At 61.4% G+C, this 26,022-nt stretch carries 25 protein-coding genes; 14 read left to right on the top strand and 11 right to left on the bottom strand.

Annotation, left to right across the window (positions count from 1 at the left end; genetic code table 11):
• Window positions 1–59: 59 nt before the first annotated feature.
• Window positions 60–2,450 (bottom strand): 7TM diverse intracellular signaling domain-containing protein, encoded by a 2,391-nt coding sequence (locus H096_RS01795; protein ID WP_033896455.1) that lies wholly within the window; start codon window positions 2,448–2,450, stop codon window positions 60–62.
• 276 nt (window positions 2,451–2,726) lie between these two features.
• On the opposite strand from H096_RS01795, the gene H096_RS01790 reads away from it, so the two are divergent.
• From H096_RS01790 to H096_RS01775, 4 genes are all read left to right on the top strand, one after another.
• Window positions 2,727–3,524: a hydroxymethylpyrimidine/phosphomethylpyrimidine kinase gene (locus H096_RS01790; RefSeq protein ID WP_033896454.1), complete on the top strand. Its 798-nt coding sequence runs from the start codon at window positions 2,727–2,729 to the stop codon at window positions 3,522–3,524.
• Between the two features lie 18 nt (window positions 3,525–3,542).
• Complete coding sequence (thiE, locus tag H096_RS01785) at window positions 3,543–4,166, top strand: thiamine phosphate synthase (protein WP_033896453.1); 624 nt, start codon at window positions 3,543–3,545, stop codon at window positions 4,164–4,166.
• Window positions 4,167–4,183: 17 nt separating this feature from the next.
• Window positions 4,184–5,467: a glutamate-1-semialdehyde 2,1-aminomutase gene (gene hemL, locus H096_RS01780; protein WP_033896452.1), complete on the top strand. Its 1,284-nt coding sequence runs from the start codon at window positions 4,184–4,186 to the stop codon at window positions 5,465–5,467.
• A gap of 225 nt (window positions 5,468–5,692) precedes the next feature.
• Window positions 5,693–6,247, top strand: coding sequence for a tetratricopeptide repeat protein (locus tag H096_RS01775; RefSeq protein WP_033896451.1), 555 nt, complete (start codon window positions 5,693–5,695; stop codon window positions 6,245–6,247).
• An 8-nt stretch (window positions 6,248–6,255) separates the two neighbouring features.
• Here the strand turns inward: H096_RS01775 and H096_RS01770 are convergent, their stop codons facing one another.
• A complete protein-coding gene (locus H096_RS01770; RefSeq protein ID WP_003194436.1) occupies window positions 6,256–6,582 on the bottom strand; it encodes a DUF1820 family protein in 327 nt (108 codons plus the stop codon).
• Window positions 6,583–6,713: 131 nt separating this feature from the next.
• Here H096_RS01770 and miaB point away from each other — a divergent pair, with 131 nt between their 5' ends.
• From miaB to lnt, 5 genes are all read left to right on the top strand, one after another.
• Window positions 6,714–8,042, top strand: a complete 1,329-nt coding sequence (gene miaB / locus H096_RS01765; protein ID WP_033896450.1) for a tRNA (N6-isopentenyl adenosine(37)-C2)-methylthiotransferase MiaB — start codon at window positions 6,714–6,716, stop codon at window positions 8,040–8,042.
• Window positions 8,043–8,155: 113 nt separating this feature from the next.
• Window positions 8,156–9,160 (top strand): PhoH family protein, encoded by a 1,005-nt coding sequence (locus H096_RS01760; RefSeq protein ID WP_033896449.1) that lies wholly within the window; start codon window positions 8,156–8,158, stop codon window positions 9,158–9,160.
• On the top strand, window positions 9,153–9,611 hold the full coding sequence (gene ybeY, locus H096_RS01755; RefSeq protein WP_010206771.1) for an rRNA maturation RNase YbeY: 459 nt from the start codon (window positions 9,153–9,155) through the stop codon (window positions 9,609–9,611). Before H096_RS01760 ends, ybeY begins: the two co-directional genes overlap by 8 nt.
• Before the next feature lie 41 nt (window positions 9,612–9,652).
• On the top strand, window positions 9,653–10,492 hold the full coding sequence (locus tag H096_RS01750) for an HlyC/CorC family transporter (protein ID WP_010206772.1): 840 nt from the start codon (window positions 9,653–9,655) through the stop codon (window positions 10,490–10,492).
• A gap of 8 nt (window positions 10,493–10,500) precedes the next feature.
• A complete protein-coding gene (gene lnt / locus H096_RS01745; RefSeq protein ID WP_033896448.1) occupies window positions 10,501–12,024 on the top strand; it encodes an apolipoprotein N-acyltransferase in 1,524 nt (507 codons plus the stop codon).
• 14 nt (window positions 12,025–12,038) lie between these two features.
• On the opposite strand, the gene H096_RS01740 is transcribed toward lnt, so the two are convergent.
• Both H096_RS01740 and H096_RS01735 read right to left on the bottom strand, forming a co-directional pair.
• The gene (locus H096_RS01740) at window positions 12,039–12,800 is read right to left on the bottom strand and encodes a YdcF family protein (protein ID WP_033896447.1); all 762 of its coding nucleotides are present in this window, start codon (window positions 12,798–12,800) and stop codon (window positions 12,039–12,041) included.
• Window positions 12,801–12,914: 114 nt separating this feature from the next.
• On the bottom strand, window positions 12,915–13,232 hold the full coding sequence (locus H096_RS01735; RefSeq protein WP_033896446.1) for a hypothetical protein: 318 nt from the start codon (window positions 13,230–13,232) through the stop codon (window positions 12,915–12,917).
• 261 nt (window positions 13,233–13,493) lie between these two features.
• Here H096_RS01735 and leuS point away from each other — a divergent pair, with 261 nt between their 5' ends.
• From leuS to H096_RS01710, 5 genes are all read left to right on the top strand, one after another.
• Window positions 13,494–16,100: a leucine--tRNA ligase gene (leuS, locus tag H096_RS01730; RefSeq protein ID WP_033896445.1), complete on the top strand. Its 2,607-nt coding sequence runs from the start codon at window positions 13,494–13,496 to the stop codon at window positions 16,098–16,100.
• Window positions 16,101–16,188: 88 nt separating this feature from the next.
• A complete protein-coding gene (gene lptE / locus H096_RS01725; protein ID WP_033896444.1) occupies window positions 16,189–16,794 on the top strand; it encodes an LPS assembly lipoprotein LptE in 606 nt (201 codons plus the stop codon).
• A 39-nt stretch (window positions 16,795–16,833) separates the two neighbouring features.
• Window positions 16,834–17,871 (top strand): DNA polymerase III subunit delta, encoded by a 1,038-nt coding sequence (gene holA / locus H096_RS01720; protein WP_033896443.1) that lies wholly within the window; start codon window positions 16,834–16,836, stop codon window positions 17,869–17,871.
• A gap of 84 nt (window positions 17,872–17,955) precedes the next feature.
• Window positions 17,956–18,120 carry an alternative ribosome rescue factor ArfA gene (arfA, locus tag H096_RS01715; protein ID WP_003176285.1) on the top strand — a complete coding sequence of 55 codons (165 nt, stop codon included), beginning with the start codon at window positions 17,956–17,958 and terminating at the stop codon, window positions 18,118–18,120.
• Between the two features lie 61 nt (window positions 18,121–18,181).
• Complete coding sequence (locus tag H096_RS01710; RefSeq protein WP_033896442.1) at window positions 18,182–19,507, top strand: lytic murein transglycosylase; 1,326 nt, start codon at window positions 18,182–18,184, stop codon at window positions 19,505–19,507.
• A gap of 43 nt (window positions 19,508–19,550) precedes the next feature.
• Here the strand turns inward: H096_RS01710 and H096_RS01705 are convergent, their stop codons facing one another.
• From H096_RS01705 to mltB, 7 genes are all read right to left on the bottom strand, one after another.
• Window positions 19,551–20,468 carry an LD-carboxypeptidase gene (locus tag H096_RS01705; protein WP_033896441.1) on the bottom strand — a complete coding sequence of 306 codons (918 nt, stop codon included), beginning with the start codon at window positions 20,466–20,468 and terminating at the stop codon, window positions 19,551–19,553.
• Window positions 20,469–20,623: 155 nt separating this feature from the next.
• Window positions 20,624–21,625, bottom strand: coding sequence for a lipoyl synthase (gene lipA / locus H096_RS01700; RefSeq protein WP_017735632.1), 1,002 nt, complete (start codon window positions 21,623–21,625; stop codon window positions 20,624–20,626).
• A gap of 26 nt (window positions 21,626–21,651) precedes the next feature.
• The gene (lipB, locus tag H096_RS01695) at window positions 21,652–22,299 is read right to left on the bottom strand and encodes a lipoyl(octanoyl) transferase LipB (protein WP_033896440.1); all 648 of its coding nucleotides are present in this window, start codon (window positions 22,297–22,299) and stop codon (window positions 21,652–21,654) included.
• Window positions 22,299–22,574 carry a DUF493 domain-containing protein gene (locus H096_RS01690; protein ID WP_010206784.1) on the bottom strand — a complete coding sequence of 92 codons (276 nt, stop codon included), beginning with the start codon at window positions 22,572–22,574 and terminating at the stop codon, window positions 22,299–22,301. Before H096_RS01690 ends, lipB begins: the two co-directional genes overlap by 1 nt.
• A gap of 84 nt (window positions 22,575–22,658) precedes the next feature.
• Window positions 22,659–23,816, bottom strand: a complete 1,158-nt coding sequence (locus tag H096_RS01685; RefSeq protein ID WP_033896439.1) for a D-alanyl-D-alanine carboxypeptidase family protein — start codon at window positions 23,814–23,816, stop codon at window positions 22,659–22,661.
• A 180-nt stretch (window positions 23,817–23,996) separates the two neighbouring features.
• Window positions 23,997–24,995, bottom strand: a complete 999-nt coding sequence (locus H096_RS01680) for a septal ring lytic transglycosylase RlpA family protein (protein WP_033896438.1) — start codon at window positions 24,993–24,995, stop codon at window positions 23,997–23,999.
• Window positions 24,995–26,005 carry a lytic murein transglycosylase B gene (gene mltB / locus H096_RS01675; RefSeq protein WP_010206788.1) on the bottom strand — a complete coding sequence of 337 codons (1,011 nt, stop codon included), beginning with the start codon at window positions 26,003–26,005 and terminating at the stop codon, window positions 24,995–24,997. The genes H096_RS01680 and mltB overlap by 1 nt, the downstream gene beginning before the upstream one ends.
• Window positions 26,006–26,022: the final 17 nt, after the last annotated feature.

The raw sequence follows: 26,022 nt of genomic DNA, 5'->3' as shown, positions 1-26,022 counted from the left end.
CCTGGAAAAAGGCCCCGTTCAGTTGAGGCCTTAAATTCAGTTAAGCACCGACATACCGCTTAAAAAAGTGGCATACCCGCCGAATGTCCGGCGCTTTCGCCCTCTACCGGACACAACAACCGACGCGCCAACACCGCCTGCAAAGCCTCGAAACGCACAGGCTTGGCCAGGCGCTCAGAGAGGCCGATACCATGACAGTGCTCGCGCTCTGAAACATTCAGCGACGCACTCAAAGCAATCACCGGCAGCTCACCGCAGCCAGGCAGAGCACGGATCTGACAGCACAACGAGAAACCACCTTCAGGAATATCCAACAGTACCGCGTCGAAATCTCCTGCTTGCAAGGCGGCCAACGCGTTCGGGCCGGTGTCCACGGTTTTCACCCGGTATCCGAGCTTGAGCAGCATGCCGCGCACCACCAGTTGGCCGACGCTGTTGTCGTCCACCAACAATACCGAACACTCCTGAGGTGCACGCTGCTTGTCCGGCGCAGGCTTGGATTCAGGTGCTAACGGGCTGACCTCCACTTCCAGCTGGAAACGACTGCCTTTACGCGGCTCGGAATGATGGGTCAGACGCCCGCCCAGCAGCTCGATCAGTTGCCGGCAGATTGCCAGGCCAATACCAAGGCCGCCGTACTCGCGCGTCATGGAACCATCCAGTTGGAAGAACCGCTGATACAGGGTCGCCTCGTCAAGGAAGGCAAAGCCGATGCCGGTATCGGTCACGATAAAGCTCAAGCGCAAGCCACCGTCACTCTGGGGCACGCCGACCACGCGCAGGCGCACCGAGCCTTCATGGGTGAACTTGAAGGCGTTGTCCAGCAGGCAATCCAGGCACTGCAGCAGTTTGTCGACGTCGCCCAGTACGCGGTCCGGCAACTCGTCCGCCACATCAATGGAGAACGCCAGGCCTTTGCTCTGGGCGCTGGCGGTGAACTGCTGGCGCAAAGTGTCGAGCGTGCCGCGCAGGCTGAATACCTGGGACTGCGCGCTCAAGCGGCCGGCCTGCAATTCGGTGAGGGTGAGGATGCCGTTGACCATGCGCATCATGTCCCGCGCCGAACCGGCGGCGGTTTGATGGTATTGCGCCAGGTCCGCGTCCAGAGGCACGGTCTGCATCAGCTCGAGGGAGCCGATCACGCCGTTCATGGGCGTGCGCAGTTCATGGGTCAGGGTGGCAAGGAACTCATCCTTGAGACGGTTGCTGCGCGCCAATTGCTGGTTGAGCACTTCAAGCTTCTGACTGGCATCGAACAGGATCTGCGCCTGTTGCTCGCGCATGGAATTGATGCGGTCGGCCAGGGCCAGGGACAGCAGCGCCACTTCAATCGCCGAGCCGATCTGGCTGGCGTACATGGTCAGGAATACGTTAGGCAGATAACCCAGCACCATCAGCGTATTCACTACCCCACCCAGCAAGAACGCCGACCAGGCGATGATGAAATAGCGCGCCACGCGCTGGCCGCAGTACCAGGCCTTGATGGCGGCGACAAAAATAGTCACGGTAAACACCAGCGCCAAACCGGTGGCCAGGCGCAGCGCCAGGGCGTAGCTGGTCATCAACGACAGCAGCATCACCACACCGCCGCAGGCCACCAGCGCCAGCAGCAGCCGGTTGATCCAGCGACTGTGCTGGGCCGTGTGCAAAAAGCTGCGCGCAAACAGGCTGCCGAACAACGCCGCCGAGCCGATCAGGAATGGCGTCGCGGCATTCGCCCACCAGGGATTGTTCGGCCAGAAATACTCCACCGCCGCACCGTTGACCGACAGCTGATACATGCCAAACGAGGCGATATAGAAGATGTAATAGAGGTAGCTGGTGTCGCGCACGCTGAGGTAGATGAACAGGTTGTAGACCAGCATCCCCAGCAACACGCCATAGATCAGGCCCAGTACATACAGGCGCAGCGGCTGTTGCTCCAGGTAAGCGGTGCTGGACCAGAGCGTCAGAGGCGCCTGGATCGAGCCTTCGCTTTGCAGGCGCAGGTACAGGGTTTTTGCCTCGCCCGGCGTGAAGTCGACCTTGAACAGGTAGTTGTTCTGGCGGATCTCACGGGCGGAAAACGGCAGCGCATCCCCGGTGCGCCCGGCCAGGCGGTAGGTGCCGGTGTTATCGGGCAGGTAGAGGTCAAGATGGTCGAGCGGTGGGTACGCCAGCTCCAGCAACCAGGTGCGCTGCGCTTCGGGATTCGTGGGCAGGTACTGCAGGTTGACCTTGAGCCAGAACACCGAGCGCGAGTAGCCGGCATTCAGGGTGTCTTTATCGTGGGGTTTGAACTGCGCAGTGGCGGACGGCGCACTGACATCCGCGATGGTGAGGGCATCGGTCGGGTCTTCGAGCACTTGCATGGCTCGGCCCAACGGCAGGCTTCGCGTGTCCTGGTTGAACTCGATGGCGTTGGCGAGCAGCGGCAGCCCGCACAACAATAAAATCAGCAAATAGCGCATAGAGCCCCAGCGTGGCCTGTCCGGTTATGTCAAAAAGCCCCCCATTCCTTTTGAGAAGACGTACACCGGCAATACAGTTAGTCGTTTGGATCCACTCTAGCATAGCTGCTAAAGGCCACTAGGCACCATTGAAATAATTTTTTGAAAGGCTCTAGAACGCGGCTTTCAGCGATTTTTATCGACCGTAAAACCGCCAAAAAAGCGTCACGGCGATGGCAAAATTCAACCATCGCCAGACGGCCCCGCCAAAAGCGTTTGGTGGTAAGCTCGCGCACCATGAATATCTACAGCTCTCGTCCCGTTGTCCTCTGTCTCTCCGGCCATGACCCCAGTGGTGGCGCCGGCTTGCAGGCAGATATCGAAGCCCTGCTCGCCCAGGGTTGCCATGCCGCTGCGGCCGTCACCGCCTTGACCGTGCAAAACACCGTCAATGTCAGCGATTTCCGCGTGCTCGACCGCGAGTGGGTACTGGCCCAGGCCAATGCCGTGCTCGGCGATTCCGAAGTGGCGGCGGTCAAGCTGGGCATGCTCGGCTCCACCGCGATGGTCGACACCGTCGTCGAACTGTTGCAAGCGCATCCGCACCTGCCAGTGGTGTGCGACCCGGTGCTGCGCGCCGGCGGCGGTGGCAGCCTGGGCAAGGACGAAGTCGGTTATGCAATGCGCGAGCGGCTTTTCCCGCTGTCGTTGATCGCCACGCCCAACCTGCCGGAAGCGCGCATCCTCGCGGAGCTGCCTGAAGGCACGGCGGACGAATGCGCCGAGAAACTGTTGCCGTACATCAAGCACCTGCTGATCACCGGCGGCCATGGCGACGAGCACGAAGTGCACAACCGCCTCTACAGCCGCGACGGCACGCGCCAGACCTTTACCTGCCAGCGCCTGCCCGGCAGCTATCACGGCTCGGGCTGTACGTTGGCCAGTGCGTTGTCCGGTCGGATTGCCCAGGGCGAAGGCTTGGTGAGCGCCGTTCAATCGGCCCTCGACTACACTTGGCGCACCCTGCGTGACGCCGAACAACTCGGCCAGGGCCAGTTCGTACCGCGCCGGTTGCCGCTGGATTTCTGCTCTTAAGATCAAGGGGCCTGCCCGATGAAATTACGTGGCCTTTACGCCATTACCGACAGCCAACTGTTGGCCGGTAAATTCCTCGCCTACGTCGAAGCCGCGTTGGACGGTGGCGTGACCCTGCTGCAATACCGCGACAAAAGCAGCGACGAAGCCCGGCGCCTGCGTGAAGCAGAAAAACTGCGGGAGCTGTGCTCGCGCTACAAGACCCAGCTGATCATCAACGACGACGCCGAACTGGCCGCGCGCCTCGGCGTCGGTGTGCACCTGGGCCAGACCGACGGCCCGCTGACCCCGGCCCGCGCCCTGCTTGGCTCCAAAGCCATCATCGGTTCCACCTGCCACAGCCAGATCGAACTGGCCGAGCAGGCCGCCAAGGAAGGCGCCAGTTATGTCGCCTTCGGCCGCTTCTTCAATTCCAACACCAAGCCCGGCGCACCGGCCGCCACCACAGAGATGCTGGCCCAGGCCCGTACACGTTTGCAGCTGCCGATCTGCGTGATTGGCGGCATCACCCTGGAGAACGCCCAGCCCTTGGTGGCCCACGGCGCCGACCTGCTGGCAGTGGTGCATGGCCTGTTTGGCGCCGACAGCACCCAGGAAGTCACGCGCCGCGCCCGTGCGTTCAACGCCCTTTTTCAGATTTGATTCAAGAGAGCCCGATCATGTCCCGTTCCGAAACGCTGTTTGCCAATGCCCAGAAACACATCCCCGGCGGTGTGAACTCCCCCGTGCGTGCGTTCAAGAGCGTGGGCGGCACGCCGCTGTTCTTCAAGCACGCCGAAGGCGCCTACGTTACTGACGAAGATGACAAGCGCTACGTGGATTACGTCGGTTCCTGGGGCCCGATGATCCTCGGCCACAGCCATCCGGACGTGCTGGACGCAGTGCGCAAGCAACTGGAACACGGCCTGTCCTACGGCGCGCCGACCGCCATGGAAACCGAGATGGCCGATCTGGTCTGCTCGATCGTGCCGTCGATGGAAATGGTGCGCATGGTCAGCTCCGGCACCGAAGCCACCATGAGCGCGATCCGCCTGGCCCGTGGTTTCACCGGCCGCGACAGCATCATCAAGTTCGAAGGCTGCTACCACGGCCACTCCGACAGCTTGCTGGTGAAAGCCGGTTCCGGCCTGCTGACCCAAGGCGTGCCAAGCTCCGCCGGTGTGCCGGCGGCGTTCGCCAAACACACTCTGACCCTGCCGTTCAACGACATCGCCGCCGTCGAGCAAATGCTCAATGAAGTGGGCCAGGACGTGGCGTGCATCATCGTCGAGCCGGTGGCCGGCAACATGAATTGCGTGCCCCCGGCGCCAGGCTTCCTCGAAGGCCTGCGCGAGCAGTGCGACAAGCACGGCGTGGTGTTGATTTTCGACGAAGTGATGACCGGTTTCCGCGTTGCCCTGGGTGGGGCCCAGGCTCACTACGGCGTCACGCCGGACCTGAGCACCTTCGGCAAGATCATCGGCGGTGGCATGCCGGTGGGCTGCTTCGGCGGCAAGCGCGACATCATGCAGCACATCGCGCCACTGGGTCCGGTGTACCAGGCGGGCACCTTGTCGGGTAACCCGTTGGCCATGGCCGCCGGCCTGACCACCCTGCGCCTGATCAGCCGCCCGGGCTTCCACGCCGAGCTGACCGACTACACCACGCGCCTGCTCGACGGCCTGCAACAGCGTGCCGATGCCGCCGGTATCCCGTTTGTCACCACCCAGGCGGGCGGGATGTTCGGCCTGTATTTCAGCGGCGCCGACGATATCGTCACTTTTGATGACGTGATGGGCAGTGACGCCGATCTGTTCAAGCGCTTCTTCCACCTGATGTTGGAAGGCGGTGTGTACCTGGCGCCAAGCGCTTTCGAAGCCGGCTTCACCTCGATCGCCCACGGCGAAGCCGAGCTGAAACTGACCCTCGATGCCGCCGAACGCGCGTTTGCCGCATTGAAATAATGGGTCGTACAAATCAGGCACCGCGCAAACGGTGTCTGATTTGCTACTTTGCTTACAGAGATTTCCGCGTTTTTTAGAGAAATCACCTGCAATCCGGCAGATAACTTGCCCAAGCAGCAGAAAAACGAGTAAAGACTTTGTAAGCAGAGGCCTGCTTATTTCATAATGCGCGCTTATTGGATCCCCCGAGGGTCCGCGCGCCCCGTCAGAGGTAAGTCGATTCCCATGAAACGCACCGGCCGCACCCTGGTTCTGGGCTGCCTGTTGCTCCTTCAGCCGCTGCTGGCACACGCACAAGCAGGCGGCAACTCGTTGTTAATCCCAGCGATGGGTCGTTGCACCCTCAATACCCAGCCAGACAGCCAGGCCGAAGCCCTGAGCGCGTGCCAGAAACAGGCCGACGGCGGGGATGCGCAGGCGCAATACGAGTTGGGCGAGTACTTCCACGACAGCAAAAACCCCGCCCGCGACCTCAACAAGGCCTTGAGTTACTTCGAGAAAGCCTCGCTGCAGGGCCACGCCGAAGCTCAATTCAAGCTGGGCACCATGTTCTTCAAAGGCGAAGGCGTGCCGGCCAACAATGTCCAGGCGTATATCGTGCTGAAAATGGCCGCGGTCAACGGCGCCGAAGACGCGCTGGACACCGCCGACGAAGTCGCCGAGCACATGCAGCGCGATGAATTGGAAGTAGCGACCCAGGTGCTGGGGCAGATCTTCCGCAATTACCTTCAGGAACTGCAGAGTGCCGACGGGCGTTCGCCCTTCTCACCCCTGCCCTGACAGCGCCTTTACTTCTCTGGCATCGGCATCGGGAATGGCATCACATTGCTGGTGCCACGCGCTTCGCTGATCTTCGGCGTGCCCAAACGCTCGACCTCATCGATGCGCACAATCGAATGCATCGGCACAAAGCTGCGCACCACGCCTTCGAATTGCGCCTTGAGCTTCTCTTCGCCCGGATCGACGACCAACTGGGTGCGCTCGCCAAAGACGAACTCTTCCACCTCCAGGAAACCCCACAGATCGCTCTGATAGATCTGCTTGGCGTACATTTCGAACACCTGGCCCTGGTTGAGGAAAATCACCTTGTAGATTGGAGCTTCACGTTTGGTCATGGTGGGTGAATAACACATCGGGGATATAAAAGAGGGCGCGAACTATAGCATGGCACCCGATGCACAACGCTAGGAACCAATGGGCATGCCCCCTATAATGCGCGGTTCTTTACCACCAGTTGACGATTCCCATGGCCAAGAAGCTTTACATCGAAACCCACGGTTGCCAGATGAACGAGTACGACAGCTCGCGCATGGTCGATCTGCTGGGTGAACACCAGGCCCTGGAAGTCACCGCCCGCGCCGAAGATGCCGACGTGATCCTGCTCAATACCTGCTCGATCCGCGAGCGGGCCCAGGACCGTGTGTACTCCCAGCTGGGCCGCTGGCGCGAATTGAAACTGGCCAACCCGGACATGGTGATCGCCGTCGGCGGTTGCGTGGCCAGCCAGGAAGGTGCCGCCATTCGCGACCGCGCGCCCTATGTCGACGTGGTGTTCGGCCCGCAGACCCTGCACCGTCTGCCGGAAATGATCGACGCCGCGCGCTTGACCAAGCTGCCCCAGGTCGACGTGTCATTCCCTGAAATAGAAAAATTCGACCATTTGCCCGAGCCACGCATCGACGGTCCGAGCGCCTACGTGTCGGTGATGGAAGGTTGCAGCAAGTACTGCACCTTCTGCGTGGTGCCCTACACCCGTGGCGAAGAAGTCAGCCGGCCATTTGACGACGTGCTGTCGGAAATCATCCACCTGGCTGAAAACGGCGTGCGCGAAGTGACGCTGCTGGGCCAGAACGTCAATGGCTATCGCGGCCAGACCCATGATGGCCGCCTCGCTGACCTGGCGGAGTTGATCCGCGTGGTCGCCGCCGTGGACGGTATCGAGCGCATCCGCTACACCACCTCGCACCCACTGGAATTCTCCGACAGCCTGATCCAGGCCCACGCCGAAGTGCCGGAACTGGTCAAGCACCTGCACCTGCCCGTGCAATCGGGCTCGGACCGCATCCTCGCGGCGATGAAGCGCAACCACACGGCCCTGGAATACAAATCCAAACTGCGCAAATTGCGCGCGGCGGTGCCGGGTATCTGCATCAGCTCGGACTTTATCGTCGGTTTCCCCGGTGAAACCGAGAAAGACTTCCAGCAGACCATGAAGCTCATCGAAGACGTCGGCTTCGACTTCTCCTACTCATTCGTCTACAGCCAGCGCCCCGGCACGCCGGCGGCCGACTTGGCGGATGAAACCCCGGAAGCGCTGAAAAAAGAGCGCCTCAACGCGCTGCAACACCGCTTGAATCAGCAGGGTTTCGAGATCAGCCGACAAATGGTCGGTTCCACCCAGCGCATCCTGGTCACCGACTACTCGAAAAAAGACCCGGGCGAACTGCAAGGCCGTACCGAGAACAACCGAATCGTAAACTTCCGTTGCGATAATCCGACCCTGATCGGCCAGTTTGCTGATGTGCACATCGACGCGGCACAGCCCCATTCGCTGCGCGGGTCGTTGATCCCGTAATCACTCTTTGAATTATCGCCAGCCAACATGTGCCGTTTAAGTGCTTTCGCACACAGCCGGCTGGCGTTATTCTCTATTTCACCTCAACAGCCAAAGGGCGGCTAAAAGCGACCTTGAACGCACCCATAGCAGAACCCCATCGTTTTATTCTCGAGCCCTTTGAGGCTCTCCGTTTCGCCAACCTGTGCGGACAGTTCGACGAGCACCTGCGCCTGATCGAACAACGCCTGGGCATCGAGATCCGCAACCGCGGCAATCAGTTCGAGCTCATTGGTGAAGCCCAACACACCAAATCTGCAGAAAACCTGCTGCGCCGTCTCTACCGCGAAACCAAGGGTAGCGAGCTGTCGCCAGAAATCGTGCACCTGTATTTGCAGGAATCGGCTGTGGAAGACTTGGCCAACAACCCAGTCGCTGAAGCCAGCGTGGCCCTGCGTACCAAGAAAGGCATGATTCGCCCAAAGGGCTTGAATCAGCAGAAGTACGTCAAGGCAATCCTCGGTAACGACATCAATTTCGGCATCGGCCCCGCCGGTACCGGCAAGACCTACCTGGCCGTGGCCTGCGCGGTCGACGCGCTGGAACGCGAGCAAGTACGCCGCATCCTGCTGGTGCGCCCAGCGGTCGAGGCTGGCGAAAAGCTCGGCTTCCTGCCTGGCGACCTGGCCCAGAAGATCGACCCGTACCTGCGCCCGCTCTACGACGCGCTGTACGAGATGCTCGGCTTTGAATACGTGGCCAAGCTGATCGAACGCCAGGTGATCGAGATCGCCCCGCTGGCCTACATGCGCGGCCGCACCTTGAGCAACAGTTTCATCATCCTCGACGAAAGCCAGAACACGACGGTCGAGCAAATGAAGATGTTCCTGACCCGCATCGGGTTCGGCTCCACGGCCATTATCACCGGCGACATTACCCAGGTTGACCTGCCCAAGGGCACCAAGTCGGGCTTGAGCCACGTGATTGAAGTGCTCAAGGACGTGCCGGGCATCAGTTTCACGCACTTCTCGCCCAAGGACGTGGTGCGTCACCCGCTGGTGCAGCGCATTGTCGAAGCCTACGAGCGCTTTGAACACCGCGATGACGGGCTGTCCAAGGACGTTCGCCGCGATGCTTGAGCTTGACCTGCAGCTGGCCACCGACGCGCCCGCCCCCAGCGAAGCGCAGTTCCGCCAATGGTGCGCCCTGGCCCTGCGCCAGCGCACCGCCGACTCGGAGCTGACCATTCGTCTGGTGGACGAGCCCGAGGGCCGCGAACTGAATCACACCTGGCGCCAGAAGGACTACGCGACCAACGTGCTGTCCTTTCCCGCCGACGTACCGGATGAGCTGCTGGATATCCCGCTGCTGGGCGATCTGGTCATCTGTGTCGCCGTGGTGGAGCGCGAGGCGAAGGAACAAGGCAAGGAACTTGAGGCCCATTGGGCCCATCTAGTCATCCACGGCTGCTTGCATCTCTTGGGTTACGACCATATAGACGATGACGAAGCCGAGGAAATGGAAACACTGGAACAAACGTTGCTAGCAGAATTGGGTCATCCGGACCCGTATGCCGACGACGAAGTTTAAAAACACTCAACTGTAACAATAAAGGATTCAGAGTAATCGCTATGAGCGAAGACCGATCGAGCAACGGGCAGAAGTCATGGCTGGGTAAACTGACCCAGGCTTTTGCCCACGAGCCGAAAAACCGCCAGGAGCTGCTTGAGCTGCTGCGCGAGGCCCATCAGAACAAGTTGCTGGACAGCGAAGCGCTGGCCATCGTCGAAGGCGCCATCCAGGTGGCTGACCTGCAAGTACGCGACATCATGGTCCCGCGCTCGCAGATGATCAGCATCAAGGCGACCCAGACCCCACGGGAATTCCTCCCGGCCGTGATCGACTCGGCGCACTCGCGCTACCCGGTGATCGGTGAAAGCCATGACGACGTCATGGGCGTCCTGCTGGCAAAGGACCTGCTGCCGTTGATCCTCAAGGAGAACGGCGACAGCTTCAACATCAAGGACCTGCTGCGTCCGGCCACCTTCGTGCCCGAGTCCAAGCGCCTGAACGTGTTGCTGCGTGAATTCCGCGCCAACCACAATCACATGGCCATCGTGATCGACGAATACGGCGGCGTGGCCGGCCTGGTGACGATTGAAGACGTGCTGGAACAGATCGTCGGCGACATCGAAGACGAACACGACGTCGAAGAAGACAGCTACATCAAGCCACTACCCAGCGGTGACTTCCTGATCAAGGCGCTGACGCCGATCGAGAACTTCAATGAGTTCTTCGACAGCGAATTCTCCGATGACGAGTTCGATACCGTGGGCGGCCTGGTGATGAGTGCGTTCGGGCATCTGCCAAAACGTAACGAGACCACCGAGATCGGCGCGTATCGCTTTCGCATCCTGAATGCCGACAGCCGCCGGATTCACTTGATTCGCCTGACACCTATTGCCCGCTAAGGAATGACATGCAGCGCCTAACCCGCCCCGGCTGGCCCGGTAATTTGCTGGCCGTGGTGGCCGGCGCCATCACCACCCTGGCGCTGGCGCCGTTCGACCTGTGGCCGTTTGCGCTGGTCGCGGTCGGCCTGTTCTATGTCGGGCTGCGGGACCTGAGCCCGCGCCAGGCATTGGGTCGCGGCTGGTGTTTCGGCTTCGGCCTGTTCGGCGCCGGCACCAGTTGGATCTACTACAGCATCCACCACTTCGGCGGTGCTTCGGTGCTGCTGGCGGGTTTCCTGATGCTGCTGTTTACCGCCGCCATCGCCTGGTTCTTCGCCCTGCCCGCCTGGCTGTGGGCGCGCTGGTTACGGCGCAATGAGGCGCCGTTGGCGGATGCACTGACGTTTGCCGCGTTGTGGGTGGGCCAGGAAGCGTTTCGCGGTTGGTTCCTCACTGGTTTCCCGTGGCTGTACTCCGGCTACAGCCAGCTTGACGGCCCGCTGACTGGCTTGGCCCCCGTGGGCGGCATGTGGCTGATCTCCTTTGCCCTGGCACTCACGGCGGCGCTGCTGTGCAACCTGCCGCGCCTGCTGGCCGGCAAGCGCAACGCCTTTATCGGCGCAGGCCTGGTGCTGCTGGTCGCGCCCTGGGCCATCGGCCTGGCGCTCAAGCATCACGCCTGGACCAGCCCGTCCGGTGCGCCACTGACCGTGGCCGCCCTCCAGGGCAACGTCGAACAAAGCATGAAGTGGGATCCGGAGCAGCTCAACGCACAGCTCGCGTTGTATCGCGACATGAGCTTCAGCTCCAAGCCCGTCGACCTGCTGGTATGGCCGGAAACCGCCGTGCCGGTGCTCAAGGAGTCTGTCGAAGGCTACCTGGGCATGATGGGCAAGTTCGCTGCGGACCGGCACACTGCGCTGATCACCGGCGTACCGATCCGCCAGGAAGTGCATCACCAGAAGCGCTACTTCAACGGCATCACCGTGGTCGGCGAAGGCGACGGCACCTACCTCAAGCAGAAGCTGGTGCCGTTTGGCGAGTACGTGCCGCTGCAGGACATGCTGCGCGGCCTGATTGCGTTCTTTGATCTGCCAATGTCGGACTTCGCTCGCGGCCCTGCCGACCAGGCAATGCTGCAGGCCAAGGGCTATCAGATCGCGCCGTTCATCTGCTACGAAGTGGTCTACCCGGAGTTCGCTGCCGGCCTGTCAGCCCAGAGCGATCTGCTGCTGACCATCAGCAACGACACCTGGTTCGGCCGCTCCATCGGCCCGTTGCAGCACCTGCAAATGGCGCAGATGCGTGCACTGGAAGCCGGGCGCTGGATGATCCGCGCCACCAACAATGGGGTGACCGGCTTGATCAACCCGTTCGGGCAGATCACCGCGCAGATCCCGCAGTTCGAGCGCGGCATCCTCTACGGTGAAGTGGTGCCGATGCACAACCTCACGCCGTACCTGCAATGGCGTTCGTGGCCGTTGATCATTCTGTGCCTGGGGTTGTTTGGCTGGGCGCTGCTGGCGGGCAGGATGTCGAAGACCCTGTAGGTTTCGCGACGGGGTTATCGGTAGAACAGCCGGTAACCCAACTGCCCCACGGCTTCATTGATCAACTGCCCACTCTGCCAGATCGATTTGAATTCCGGCATCCAGCCGCCCAATGGCCGGGCGTTGTCCACACCGAGGAAACCGACCGGTCCTGGCACCACGGTGAAGCCTGCCTTCTCAAAGCTCCACACCGAACGCGGCATGTGCCAGGCCTGGGTCACCACCACCACGCGTTTAATGCCCTCCGGCAATAGAATCTCGGCACTCATCTGCGCATTTTCCCAAGTGGTACGGCTGCGCTCTTCCTTCCAGCGCACCGCTACGCCGAAGTCATCCTGCATCGACACCGCCATCAACTCCGCTTCGCTGGGCGGCGTACCGTAATGCAGGCCGCCGGTAGTCAGCACCGGCAGCCCGGAAGCCTTGGCCAGTCGTGCGGCATAGCGCTGGCGTTCCAGGCCGATCCCGGTGGGCTGGTCGGTGCCCCAGGCCGGGTCACCGCGCTCGCGTCCGGAACCCAGTACCACAATGGCGTCAGCGCGCTGGGCCAAGGTCGACCAGTCTTCCCGGGCCAATGGCGGTTCGGTTTCCAGGGCCCGAGCGCCCCACTCCACCATGACTGGCAAGCTGATCAGCCACATGCCCCCAAAACCCAGGGTAAAGCAGCACGCCGCCAAACGCGGGCGACTACGGCGAAACCACCAGGCAAGCGCCAGCAACAACAATAGAATGCCGGGCGGCAGAAGCAGTTGTTTGATGAAATAACGAATAGGCATCGGGCATCTCCATAGATGCCCGAAGCCTAAGGTGTAACGGGGTTTAGCGACAATCTTTACGGTGACATGCTTACAGTGAAACGGCGTGGTGAAGCCGTTCAGGGGGGCAATGAATTACTTGTAGCGGGCGGACCGGAGCTTTTCCGGGCCACGACCGGCCGACAAGTCCTTGAGCCACACCACCTTGGCTGAATGCGTAGGCTCCTTGATTGGCGGGGTTGCCACCCAAGGAGTCGCACTGCGCCCATTCCTTTCCAGATACGCCTTGATCAGTTCCAGCTCCGCGCGACTCAGACCGCGCAGTTCCAACTCCACAGGCCGTTCATCACGCAATCGGCCCGCTGTCCTCGCTGCATCCAATGCACGACCCAAGCGGTCGATCAGTCCTTCGTAGACATCCGGTTTCGATACGATTCTTTGCGATTCAACCATCCCCTCACCTCATTGAAGAAAGACTTGCTCCCCAATAAACAGCGTAGTCCTCGTGGCCGGGCACGCCTGGCGCCGCGACAGACGGCCCTGCCTGCGCAATCAGGGTTTCCCTCGATAGAGTGGGGTCATGTATGCTACGGCGCTTCCTGTAACTCCACTTCCCGCAGGGTTTGGGCACGGACGCGCCGCTTTTTGGTGTCGATCAACCTGAACGTTGCACCGAAGAGGATTAGGCCACCCCTATTCAGTTCAAAAGTAGCCATGCACGAACAATATCAGCCCCGTGAAATAGAAAATGCCGCCCAAACCTTCTGGGACGAGCAAAAGTCCTTTGAAGTCAGTGAACAGCCAGGCAAGGAGACTTACTACTGCCTATCGATGTTCCCTTACCCCAGCGGCAAGCTACACATGGGGCACGTGCGTAACTACACCATCGGCGACGTGATTTCCCGCTACCAGCGCATGCAAGGCAAGAACGTCCTGCAACCCATGGGTTGGGACGCCTTCGGCATGCCGGCGGAAAACGCCGCGATGAAAAACAACGTGGCTCCCGCCAAGTGGACCTACGAAAACATCGCCTACATGAAGTCCCAGCTGCGCAGCCTGGGCCTGGCGGTGGACTGGTCCCGCGAAGTGACCACTTGCAAGCCGGACTACTACCGCTGGGAACAATGGCTGTTCACGCGCCTGTTCGAAAAAGGCGTGATCTACAAGAAGAGCGGCACCGTGAACTGGGACCCGCTGGACCAGACCGTACTGGCCAACGAGCAAGTGATCGACGGTCGCGGCTGGCGTTCCGGCGCGCTGATCGAAAAGCGCGAAATCCCGATGTACTACTTCAAGATCACCGCCTACGCGGATGAACTCTTGTCGAGCCTCGACGACCTGCCGGGCTGGCCTGAACAGGTCAAGACCATGCAACGCAACTGGATCGGCAAATCCAAGGGCATGGAAGTGCAGTTCCCTTACAACGTCGACTCGATCGGCGAAGCGGGCGCGCTCAAAGTCTTCACTACCCGTCCGGACACTTTAATGGGAGCGACTTACGTCGCCGTGGCCGCCGAGCACCCGCTGGCTACCCAGGCCGCCCAGAACAACCCAGAGCTGCAGGCGTTCATCGCTGAATGCAAAGGCGGCAGCGTGGCCGAAGCCGACGTCGCCACCCAAGAGAAAAAAGGTCTGCCAACTGGCCTGTTTGTCGAGCACCCTCTGACCGGCGAGAAGCTGCCGGTATGGGTCGCCAACTACGTGCTGATGCACTACGGCGATGGTGCCGTAATGGCTGTGCCAGCTCACGACGAGCGCGATTTCGAGTTCGCCACCAAATACAGCCTGCCGATCAAATCCGTGGTGCGCACCAGCTCGGGCGATACCAACCCGGCCCCGTGGCAAGACGCCTACGGCGAGCACGGTGAATTGATCAATTCCGGCGAGTTCGACGGCCTGGACTTCCAGGGCGCTTTCGATGCGATCGAAGTTGCACTGATCAAGAAGAACCTGGGCGCCTCGCGCACTCAGTTCCGCCTGCGCGACTGGGGCATCAGCCGCCAGCGCTACTGGGGCTGCCCGATCCCGATCATCCACTGCGAAAGCTGTGGCGACGTGCCAGTACCGGAAGACCAACTGCCGGTGGTCCTGCCGGAAGATGTGGTGCCGGACGGCGCCGGTTCGCCATTGGCGCGCATGCCTGAGTTCTACGAGTGCAGCTGCCCGAAATGCGGCCAGCCTGCCAAGCGTGAAACCGACACCATGGACACCTTCGTCGAGTCCTCCTGGTACTACGCCCGCTACGCCTCGCCGCACTACGAGGGCGGCCTGGTGGAAAAATCCGCAGCCGACCACTGGTTGCCGGTGGATCAATACATCGGCGGTATCGAACACGCCATTCTTCACCTGCTGTACGCGCGTTTCTTCCACAAGCTGATGCGTGACGAAGGCCTGGTGAGCTCCGATGAGCCGTTCAAGAACCTGCTGACCCAGGGCATGGTGGTCGCCGAGACTTACTATCGCCGCGAAGCCAACGGTGCCTACACCTGGTTCAACCCGGCTGACGTGGAGCTTGAGCGCGACAGCAAAGCCAAGGTCATCAGCGCCAAGCTGATCGCCGACGGCCTGCCGGTGGAAATCGGTGGCACCGAGAAGATGGCCAAGTCGAAGAACAACGGCGTTGACCCACAGTCGATGATCGACCAGTTCGGCGCCGACACTTGCCGCCTGTTCATGATGTTCGCCTCGCCGCCTGACATGAGCGCCGAATGGTCCGACTCCGGCGTCGAAGGTTCGCACCGTTTCCTCAAGCGCGTCTGGCGCCTGTCGCATGCCCATATCAGCCAGGGCCTGCCGGGCAAGCTGGACGTGGCCGCCTTGAGCGACGAGCAGAAACTGATTCGCCGCAGCACCCACCTGGCCATCAAGCAAGCCAGCCAGGACGTGGGCCAGAACCACAAGTTCAACACCGCCATCGCCCAGGTGATGACGCTGATGAACGTGCTGGAAAAGGCGCCACAAGCCACCGAACAGGATCGCGCATTGGTACAGGAAGGCCTGGAAACGGTCACCCTGCTGCTGGCGCCGATCACGCCGCACATCAGCCACGACCTGTGGAACCGTTTGGGCCACAGCGATGCCGTCATCGACGCACGCTGGCCGGTGCAGGATGACAGCGCCCTGGTACAGGACACGCTGCAACTGGTGATCCAGGTCAACGGTAAACTGCGTGGCCAGATCGACATGCCGGCCACCGCCAGCCGCGAAGATGTCGAGGCGGCTGCCCGCGTCAACGAAAACGTGCTGCGCTTTACCGAAGGCCTGACGATCCGCAAAGTGATCGTGGTGCCTGGCAAACTGGTCAATATCGTCGCTAGCTAATCGGATCGGGCGCAGGGTTCGCACCCTGCGCCGAACAAAGCCTTCAGGGCCTCGATAAGGCCCACATGGTTTCAAGGGGAGCAACACAATGATCAAACGCAATTTGCTGGTGATGGGCCTTGCCGTACTGCTGAGCGCTTGCGGCTTCCAGCTGCGCGGCACCGGCACCAACGAACTGGCGATCAAGGAACTGGACGTCAGTGCCCGCGACGCCTACAGCGAAACCGTGACCCAGCTGCGCCAGGTCCTGGAAAACAGCGGCGTTCACGTCTACACCGGCGCGACCTATAAGCTGTTCCTGGCCAATGAAAAAGAAAACCAGCGCAACCTGAGCTACGCCAGTGCTGGCCGCGCGTCCGATATCGAATTGAGCACGGTACTCAGCTTCGAAATCCAGGGCCGTGACCACCTGCCATTGATGGGTGACAACATCCAGGTACAGAAAATCGTCAGCCACGACGGCAACAACCTGGTGGGTTCGGACTCCGAAATCATCCAGGTACGCAAGGAAATGCGTCGCGAACTGGTACAGCGCATGGTGCTGCGTCTGTCGATGATCACTCCGGAGCAACTGGAGACCTTGCAGCAACAGGCTGACAACAAGGCCAAGGCTGACGCCGACGCGCTGAAAGCCGCCAAAGAGTACGAAGACAACACGCCGAAGCAATCGCCTGTTGAAGTCCCTGTCGAGTAAGCCAGACGGGGCGCCCCAAGCGCCCCGTTCGCCCTGCCTATGAAACTCGCTCCCGCCCAACTCGCCAAACACCTGCAAGGTGGCCTTGCGCCTGTCTATATCGTCAGCGGCGATGACCCGTTGCTGTGCCAGGAAGCCGCCGACGCCATCCGCACCGCTGCACGCCAGCAAGGCTTTGACGAACGCCAGGTGTTCAGCGCCGACGCCAGTTTCGACTGGGGCACGCTGCTGCAAGCCGGCGCGAGCATGTCGCTGTTTGCCGAAAAGCGCCTGCTGGAACTGCGCCTGCCTTCGGGCAAGCCTGGGGACAAAGGCGCCGCCGCCCTGATGGAATACTGCTCACGCCCCGCCGAAGACACGGTGTTGTTGATCAGCCTGCCCAAGCTTGACGGCAGTGCGCAGAAAACCAAGTGGGGCAAGGCCCTAGTGGAAGGGGCGCAAACCCAGTTCATCCAGATCTGGCCAGTGGACAGCAACCAGTTGCCGCAGTGGATTCGCCAGCGCCTATCCCAATCGGGGCTGTCGGCAACCCAGGACGCGGTGGAGCTGATCGCCGCCCGGGTCGAAGGCAACTTGCTGGCCGCCGCCCAGGAGATCGAAAAGCTCAAGCTGATGGCCGAAGACGGGCAGATTACCGTCGAGACCGTCCAAGGTGCCGTGGCCGATAGCGCGCGCTTTGATGTGTTCGGGCTGGTGGACGCGATCCTCAATGGCGAACCCGCCCACGCCCTGCGCATGCTCGAAGGCCTGCGCGGCGAAGGCGTGGAACCACCGGTCATTCTCTGGGCCCTGGCCCGGGAGTTGCGAGTCCTGGCTAATATTGCGCTGCAATACAGCCAGGGCACGCCGTTGGACAAATGCTTCAGCCAGGCCCGACCACCGGTGTGGGACAAGCGCAAACCGCTGATGAGCAAAGCCCTGCAACGGCACTCGGCGCAACGCTGGGCGCAGCTCTTGCTGGAAGCGCAGCGCATTGACGCGCAGATCAAGGGCCAGGCGGCCGGTTCGCCGTGGATGAGCCTGAGCCGTTTGTCGCTGTTAATGGCCGGCCAGCGCCTGACACTGCCGGCAGAATAGTCCTACCTCTCGAAGGGCTTTACAGCGGCGCAACATCGGCAGATGATTTGCACCGCTTCATCCCACCTACCGAGAGTAACGACCATGAGTAAAAAGCCATCCAAGCATGGCCCCAACAAGGCCAAATCCATCATCGCCCAGCCACTGTTCCGCAGCCGTCAAGAACGCGCCGGCAAGGGCAAAGGCAGCTACCGCCGCGAAGCCTTCCAGTCTAATAGCTGGGAGGCTTCTTACTTTCTGGCTGCCTGAAGGCAAGCCCCCCTCTGGCATGATAAGGTCTGCACCTGATTTGTAATCCCTGGACCTGTGCATGCCCTCTAGTCTTTCCCGTCGTTGGCACCTTCGCCAATTGATCGCTGCCTCCAGCCTCATTCTGCTCGTCGCCTGCGCGGAAAAACCCACCGCCGCCGACGCTCAACCCCTGCCCAAGCTCCAGACCGCCCCTGTGGTAGCGCCCGCTGTCGTGGCCCCGCTGGCTGTGGACAATCTGGATATCCAACCGACCCAGACCTTCGCCGAATGGCAGGCGGGTTTCCGTGTGCAAGCCCTGCAGGCCGGCATCACTGCCGCCGTGTTCGACAACGCGTTCGCCAACGTCACCCCGGACATGGCGGTCATCCGCGCGGACCGCAGCCAGCCGGAGTTTTCCCGCCCGGTGTGGGAATACCTCGACGGGGCCCTCTCGCCCCTGCGCGTGCGTAATGGCCAGGCGCTGTTGATCAAGTACGCCGACATCCTGCAGAGCATCGAACAACGTTATGGCGTCGACCGCCAGGCATTGGTGTCGGTATGGGGCATGGAGAGCAACTTCGGCCAGTTCCAGGGCAATAACTCGGTGATCCGCTCACTCGCGACCCTGGCTTACGAAGGGCGTCGCCCGGCATTCGCCCAGGCGCAATTGCTGGCCGCGTTGCAGATCATCCAGCACGGCGACATCCAGGCCGACCAGATGAAAGGCTCCTGGGCGGGCGCCATGGGCCAGACCCAGTTTATCCCGACCACCTACAACACCCACGCCGTGGACTTCGATGGCGACGGTCGCCGCGATATCTGGAACAGCCCGGCCGACGCCCTCGCCTCCACCGCGCACTACCTGCAAAGCTCCGGCTGGCAGAAAGGCCAGCCGTGGGGTTTCGAGGTGAAACAACTGCCGGCGAACTTTGATTACGCCCTGGCCGATGGTGGTGTACGCAAGACGGTTGCCGAGTGGATGAAACTCGGTATCCAGTTGCCCTTTGGTGCAAGCATGCCGCCAAATGTCGACCAACTGTCCGCCGCCCTGCTATTGCCGGCCGGTTACCGTGGCCCGGCGTTCCTGGTGCTGGATAACTTCCGCGCGATCCTCAAATACAACAACTCATCGTCCTACGCACTGGCGGTCGGCTTGTTGTCGGAACGCTTCGGTGGTGGTGGCGTGATTCGTGGCGATTGGCCGAAGGATGAGCTGCCATTGAGCCGCTCGCAGCGCATCGACTTGCAGACGGCCTTGAGCGCCAATGGCTACGACGCGGGTAACCCGGACGGGATTATCGGCGCCAATACGCGCAAGGCGATTCGTGCGGCGCAGCAAGCGCTGGGCTGGCCGGCGGATGGGTATCCGACGGTGAAGTTGCTGGAGTCGCTGCAGAACCGCTGACGCAAAACTTTTGTTGGAGCCGGAAAGCCGGCTCCAACAAAGTTCAGCGGATGACCACATCCTGCTCCAACACCAACCGCTGCTCCCCCGCATCCAACCGCACCAACGCGCCCATCGGCAGCGTCAGGTTCGGATCGCAATGCCCACTGCGCCAGCCGGACAACACCGGAATGCGCAACGGTTCGAAGGTCTGCTTGAGCAGCCGCTCCAGCGCAACGCCCTCCACGCCCGCCACATCCCCCACCAGTACGCCGGCAACCTGCGCCAGCTTGCCGGCCAAACGCAGGTGCGTCAGCAGGCGGTCGATGCGGTAGATCGGCTCGTTGACGTCTTCGATCAGCAGAATGATGCCTTCAGCGTCGATCTCAAAAGGAGTGCCCATGACCGCCGCGATCATCGACAGGTTGCCACCCAACAGGCGCCCACAGGCGATGCCAGGCTCAATGGTGGTCAGCGGATAGGCTGCCGGGTGCGCGAGCACGCTCCCGGTACCTAGTTGACCGCGTAGCATGCTGAACAATGAAGACTCGGTAGGTTGTTGCTTGTCACCCAACAGGTCAGCGTTGAGCATCGGACCGTGGAAGGTCACAAAACCGGCATAGCGGCTGATGGCCAGGTGCAACGCGGTGATGTCGCTGTAGCCTACGAAGGGCTTGGGGTTGGCACGCAGCAGGTCGAAGTCCAGGCTATCGAGCAGGCGTGGCGTGCCGTAACCGCCGCGCAGGCAGAAAATGGCGTCGATGTCAGGGTTGGCAAAGGCGTTGTGCAGGTCGTTGAGACGGGTTTTATCGCTACCGGCAAGGTAGCCGTCGCGCTCATAGACGCCGGGGAAGATTCGCAGGTCGTAGCCGCGAGCGCGCATCCATTGACCGGCTTTTTCCACGTCCAGGGTGGCGGGGCCGGCGGGGGCGATCAGGGCGATGGTGCCTTCGGATCGCAAGGCAGGTACGGCGATGCTCATCCACAGCTCTCCTTGGCTGACGCGGAACCAAATGTGGGAGCGGGCTTGCTCGCGAATACGGAGTGTCAGTCAACTAATCAGGTGACTGAAACACCGCCTTCGCGAGCAAGCCCGCTCCCACACAAGCCCGCATGCACGTTCAATTTCGGTACGGTTTACGAAACCAGGCTCGCCTTGACCAGCTTGGCCTGCTCGTCCGCATGGTACGAAGAGCGTACCAACGGGCCCGACGCCACGTTCTTGAAGCCCATCTTGTAACCTTCCTCGGCGAACCAGGCGAAGGTGTCCGGGTGCACGAAACGCTGCACCGGCAAGTGGCTGCGGGACGGTTGCAGGTACTGGCCCAGGGTCAGCATATCGATGTCGTGTTCGCGCATGCGCTTCATGACTTCGATCACTTCCTCGTCGGTCTCCCCCAGGCCCAGCATCAGGCCGGATTTGGTCGGGATGTGCGGCATCATCTGCTTGAATTTCTGCAGCAGGGTCAGCGACCACTGGTAGTCCGAACCCGGACGTGCGGCCTTGTACAGGCGCGGCACGGTTTCCAGGTTGTGGTTGAACACATCCGGCGGCTCGGCGGCGGTGATTTCCAGCGCCACGTCCATGCGGCCACGGTAGTCCGGCACCAGGGTTTCGAGCATCACGTTCGGCGACAGCTTGCGGATCTCGCGGATGCAGTCGGCAAAGTGCTGAGCACCGCCGTCACGCAGGTCGTCGCGGTCTACCGAGGTAATCACCACGTACTTGAGGCGCAGGTCGGCGATGGCGATGGCCAGGCTTTCCGGTTCGTTGACGTCCAGCGGCTTCGGACGGCCGTGGCCGACGTCGCAGAACGGGCAACGACGGGTGCAAATGTCACCCATGATCATGAAGGTCGCAGTGCCGCCGGAGAAGCACTCGCCCAGGTTCGGGCAGGACGCTTCTTCGCACACGCTGTGCAGCTTGTGTTTGCGCAGCAGCGCCTTGATACGGTCGACTTCCGGCGAAACCGGGATGCGCACGCGGATCCAGTCGGGTTTCTTCGGCAGTTCGGTGGTCGGAATGATCTTCACCGGGATGCGTGCAACCTTCTCGGCGCCGCGCAGCTTGACGCCGGCTTCCACCTTGGCACGCGGGGCCGGGGCCGGACGGTCGGTAACGTCCACCGTCGGGATCATGGTTTGCACTGCATCAGTAGTCATAATCAGTCGATTCCGCCCGTAAGGGTCGTCTGCTCAGCATAGTCGAGGTGTTTGACGAGCTGCGCACGCAGCCGGGCACTCACCTCGGCAAATTTAATCGGTGAAGCATGGTCACTCAGTTGCGTCATCGCCAACCCGGCATAGCCACACGGGTTGATCCGCCGGAACGGGGCCAGGTCCATGTCCACATTCAGGGCCAGGCCATGAAAGGAACAACCATGGCGAATCCGCAGCCCCAGGGAAGCGATTTTCGCGCCGTCGACGTACACACCCGGTGCATCGGGCTTGGCCGCGGCGGTCACGCCGTAACTGGCCAACAGCTCGATCAGGCAAGCCTCCATGCGGCTGACGAGGTCACGCACGCCAAACCCCAGCTTGCGCACGTCCAGCAACAGGTATGCGACAAGTTGTCCGGGGCCATGGTAAGTCACTTGGCCACCTCGGTCGACCTGCACCACCGGAATATCCCCCGGCAGCAACAGATGCTCGGCTTTGCCGGCCTGGCCCTGGGTGAAGACCGGCGGGTGTTCCACCAGCCAGATTTCATCGGGGGCCGACGTGCCGCGTTCATTGGTGAACCGCTGCATGGCGTGCCAGACGGGCTCATAGTCCATCCGGCCGAGCTCGCGAAAGCCCAGGATTTGAGACATCACAACACCATGTGCACGAAGCCGGTGGCCCGCAGTTCGCTGTTGATGTTGTAGAGCTGGTCTTGATCAATCGCAACGATGTGCAACTGGATCGTGGTGTATTTGCCGGTCGAGCTGGATCGCTCGTCCACGCGCTGGTCGTTGATCGTTGCGTGCTTGCGCACGATCTCGAGGATCAGGTCTTTACGGCCGACACCGGTATCGCTGATCACCTTGATGGGATAGTCCACCACCGGGAATTCGATCTTTGGCGCCTTTACTTCTTTATCGGTCATGGCGTAACGGCCTCGTAAGCGTAAGCCGTGGCGACGGGCAAAGCCCCGCGTCGGATCAACACGGGGCTTTGCAGGTGCACACTATCAGTTGAACAAGCTGTAGAAGAATAGACGGATGCTATCCCAGACGCGGCGGAAGATACCACCTTCGTCGACGGCGTCCAGCGCGATCAGGTCGGCGCTGTGCACCACCTTGTCGTCCAGCTTCACTTCGACCTTGCCGATCACATCACCCTTGGCGATTGGAGCAACCAATTGCGGGTTCATGGTCATGCTGGCCGCGAGCTTTTTCAGCTGGCCTTTAGGCATGGTCAGGGTCAGGTCTTCGGCCAGGCCGGCCTTGACCTGGGAGGTCGCGCCTTTCCACACCGGCGCGGTCGCCAGTTCAGCACCCTTCTGGTAGAAGGTCTGGGTTTCGAAGAAGCGGAAACCGTAGGTCAGCAATTTTTGCGTCTCGGCCGCACGGGCCTGCTCGCTGTTGGTGCCGAAGACCACGGCGATCAGGCGTTGGCCGTCACGCACAGCAGACGATACCATGCAGTAGCCGGCTTCGTCGGTGTGGCCGGTTTTCAGACCGTCGACGGTCTTGTCGCGCCACAGCAGCAGGTTGCGGTTAGGCTGCTTGATGTTGTTCCAGAAGAATTCCTTCTGGGAGTAGATCGCGTAGTGCACCGGGTCAACGCGGATGATCGCGCGTGCCAGGATCGCCATGTCGTGAGCCGACGAGTAGTGCTCTGGGTTCGGCAGACCGGTCGGGTTCATGAAGTGGCTGTTGGTCATGCCCAGGTCGGCCACGGTTTTGTTCATCATGTCGGCGAACGCGTCTTCGCTGCCGGCGATGTGCTCGGACAGGGCGACACTGGCGTCGTTACCCGACTGGATGATGATGCCGTGCAGCAGGTCGCTCACAGTGACTTGCGAGCCGACCTTGATGAACATCCGCGAACCGCCGGTACGCCAGGCGTTTTCGCTGACGGTGACCGGGTCGTTTTCGCCGATCTGGCCGCGACGAATTTCCAGGGTCGCGATGTAGGCGGTCATCAGTTTGGTCAGGCTGGCCGGCGGCAGGCGCTGGTCACCGTTGCTCTCGACCAGCACGTTGCCACTGGCGGCATCCATGAGGACCCAGGACTTGGCGGCCAGTTGCGGGGAAGCCGGCACCATTTCAACGGCCCAGGCGGCCGGGGTGATGATCAGCGAAAGAAGCAGGCACGTGCGTTTGGCTAAGGTGGTGATGTTCATCCGTCTCTCGAAATTGCTTATGGAAACTTGCCCTCGCGGGCAAAACTTATTCAGACAGCCCGTTGCCAGACTGTCGCGTGTTCGGTTGCCCGCTCACCCCTTGCCCCTGGGTTTTTATTGTTCAACGAGCCAACAACCAGGGTTCGAGCCCGCGCACGAGCCTGAACCATCAATTCTCTATTATTCGGCAGTGACCACGCTGGGTTGCCCCAGGTTGGCCATGCGTACGCTGTTCTGTACTTGTGCCACCTCGCTCGGCGAGCCGATCGGGCCCATGCGCACACGGTGCAATGTCTGCTGGTTACGCACGATGGAGCTGATGAAGACCGGCGCGTTGACCATGCCACTGAGCTTGGACCTTAACAGTTCTGCCGCATCCGGGTTGGCGAAAGCGCCGACCTGCAGGTATTGCCCGCCGGCCATCGAAGCGCCAGGCGCGGCATGGGGCACGACCACCGTGTCAGGCGCGTGCTGTGCCGGTGGCGGCGTCCACTGCTCGATCTTGCCGGTAGAGGCGGTCACTTGCGGCTGTTGGGTTTGCGGCTCGTTGAGCATCAACGGCGCGGGTTTGCCACGCTGGGCCCAGTACTGCGCCGGGTCGATACCTTCGACCTTCACACGTGCGGTGCCGGTTTCGGCGTAACCGAGTTTCTTCGCGGCAGCGTAGGACAAGTCGATGATGCGGTCCGAGTAGAACGGGCCACGGTCGTTCACACGCAGGATCACTGTGCGGTTGTTGTCCAGGTTGGTCACACGGACATAGCTGGGCAGCGGCAAGGTCTTGTGCGCGGCGCTCATGCCGTACAGGTCATACACTTCGCCGTTGGCGGTGTTCTGGCCGTGGAATTTGGTGCCATACCAGGACGCCGTGCCCGACTGCACGTAGGTCTTGGATTCCTGCAGCGGGAAGTAGCTCTTGCCCAGCACGGTATAGGGGTTGGCCTTGTATGGACCGGTGTGCAGGGTCGGCGTGGCATCCGGGATCTTCGACACGTCGACGTCCCACCACGGCGCGCCGTCTTTGTGTGCGCGGTTGATGTCCAGGCCCGGCTGGGAACGGACGACCGCCCCCCCCGACTTCTGCGCCGGGCCACGGCTGGTGGAGCAACTGACGACCAGCAGGGACAACGCGGCGAACGCCACCAGCTTGAGCGGTTGATTGAACGGCGATGCCCGCATTACTTGTTGCCCCGTGCTTGGACCAGCATGTCTGACAGCTGATGCACGGCCATGGCGTACATCACACTGCGGTTATAACGCGTGATTGCGTAGAAATTCTTCAGGCCCATCCAGTATTCCGGGCCGTTTTCGCCTTCAAGGCGGAACGCCGTGACTGGCATATCGTCCGGCAGCGCATTCTGACTCGACCAGCCCAGCGCCCGCAACTCCCCGACCGTCTTGGCCGGCTCAATGCCCTGGGTCAGGCCTTCATCGGCGCGGTCACCGGTGACATCGGCGCGGATTACCACCGGTTCGCCGGCTACCCAGCCGTGGCGCTTGAAATAGCTGGCCACGCTGCCAATAGCATCGTCGGGGTTGCTCCAGATATTGATATGCCCGTCGCCGTCAAAGTCCACTGCATAAGCGCGGAAGCTGCTCGGCATGAACTGCGGCAAGCCCATCGCTCCGGCGTAGGAGCCTTTGAGTGTCAGCGGGTCGACCTGCTCTTCGCGGGCCAGCAGCAGGAATTCGCGCAGCTCCTTGCGGAAGAAGTCAGCACGTGGCGGGTAATCGAAGCCCAGGGTCGACAAGGCGTCGATCACCCGGTAGCTACCGGTATTGCGCCCGTAAAAGGTTTCGATGCCAATGATCGAGACGATCACCTGGGCCGGTACGCCGTATTCCTGTTCGGCACGGGCCAGTACCGCTTCGTGCTGGCGCCAGAAGTCCACACCCCGTGCCACGCGGGCGTCGGTGAGGAACATCGGGCGGTATTCCTTCCACTGCTTCACCCGTTCGGCAGGGCGGGAGATGGCGTCGAGGATCGCCTGCTTTTTCTGGGCTTCGCGAAACACACCCATCAGCTGTTCACCGGCGAAACCATAGTCGCGGGTCATTTCACCGACAAACTCGGCGACCTGGGGTGAACCATCGTAGTCACCGGCCTGCGCCTCTTGCGTTGCGCCCAGCAGGCCAATCAGGCCCATCCAGGACGCGTGCCGAGTCGCCCAGCCGCGCATTACTTGCATTGACATCTTCACCTTAT

The organism is Pseudomonas sp. FH1 (assembly GCF_000510895.2).
GTDB lineage: Bacteria > Pseudomonadota > Gammaproteobacteria > Pseudomonadales > Pseudomonadaceae > Aquipseudomonas > Aquipseudomonas azotoformans_A.
The sequence above is the reverse complement of the archived record's forward strand: the minus strand, read 5'-3'. Positions and strand labels throughout refer to the sequence as shown.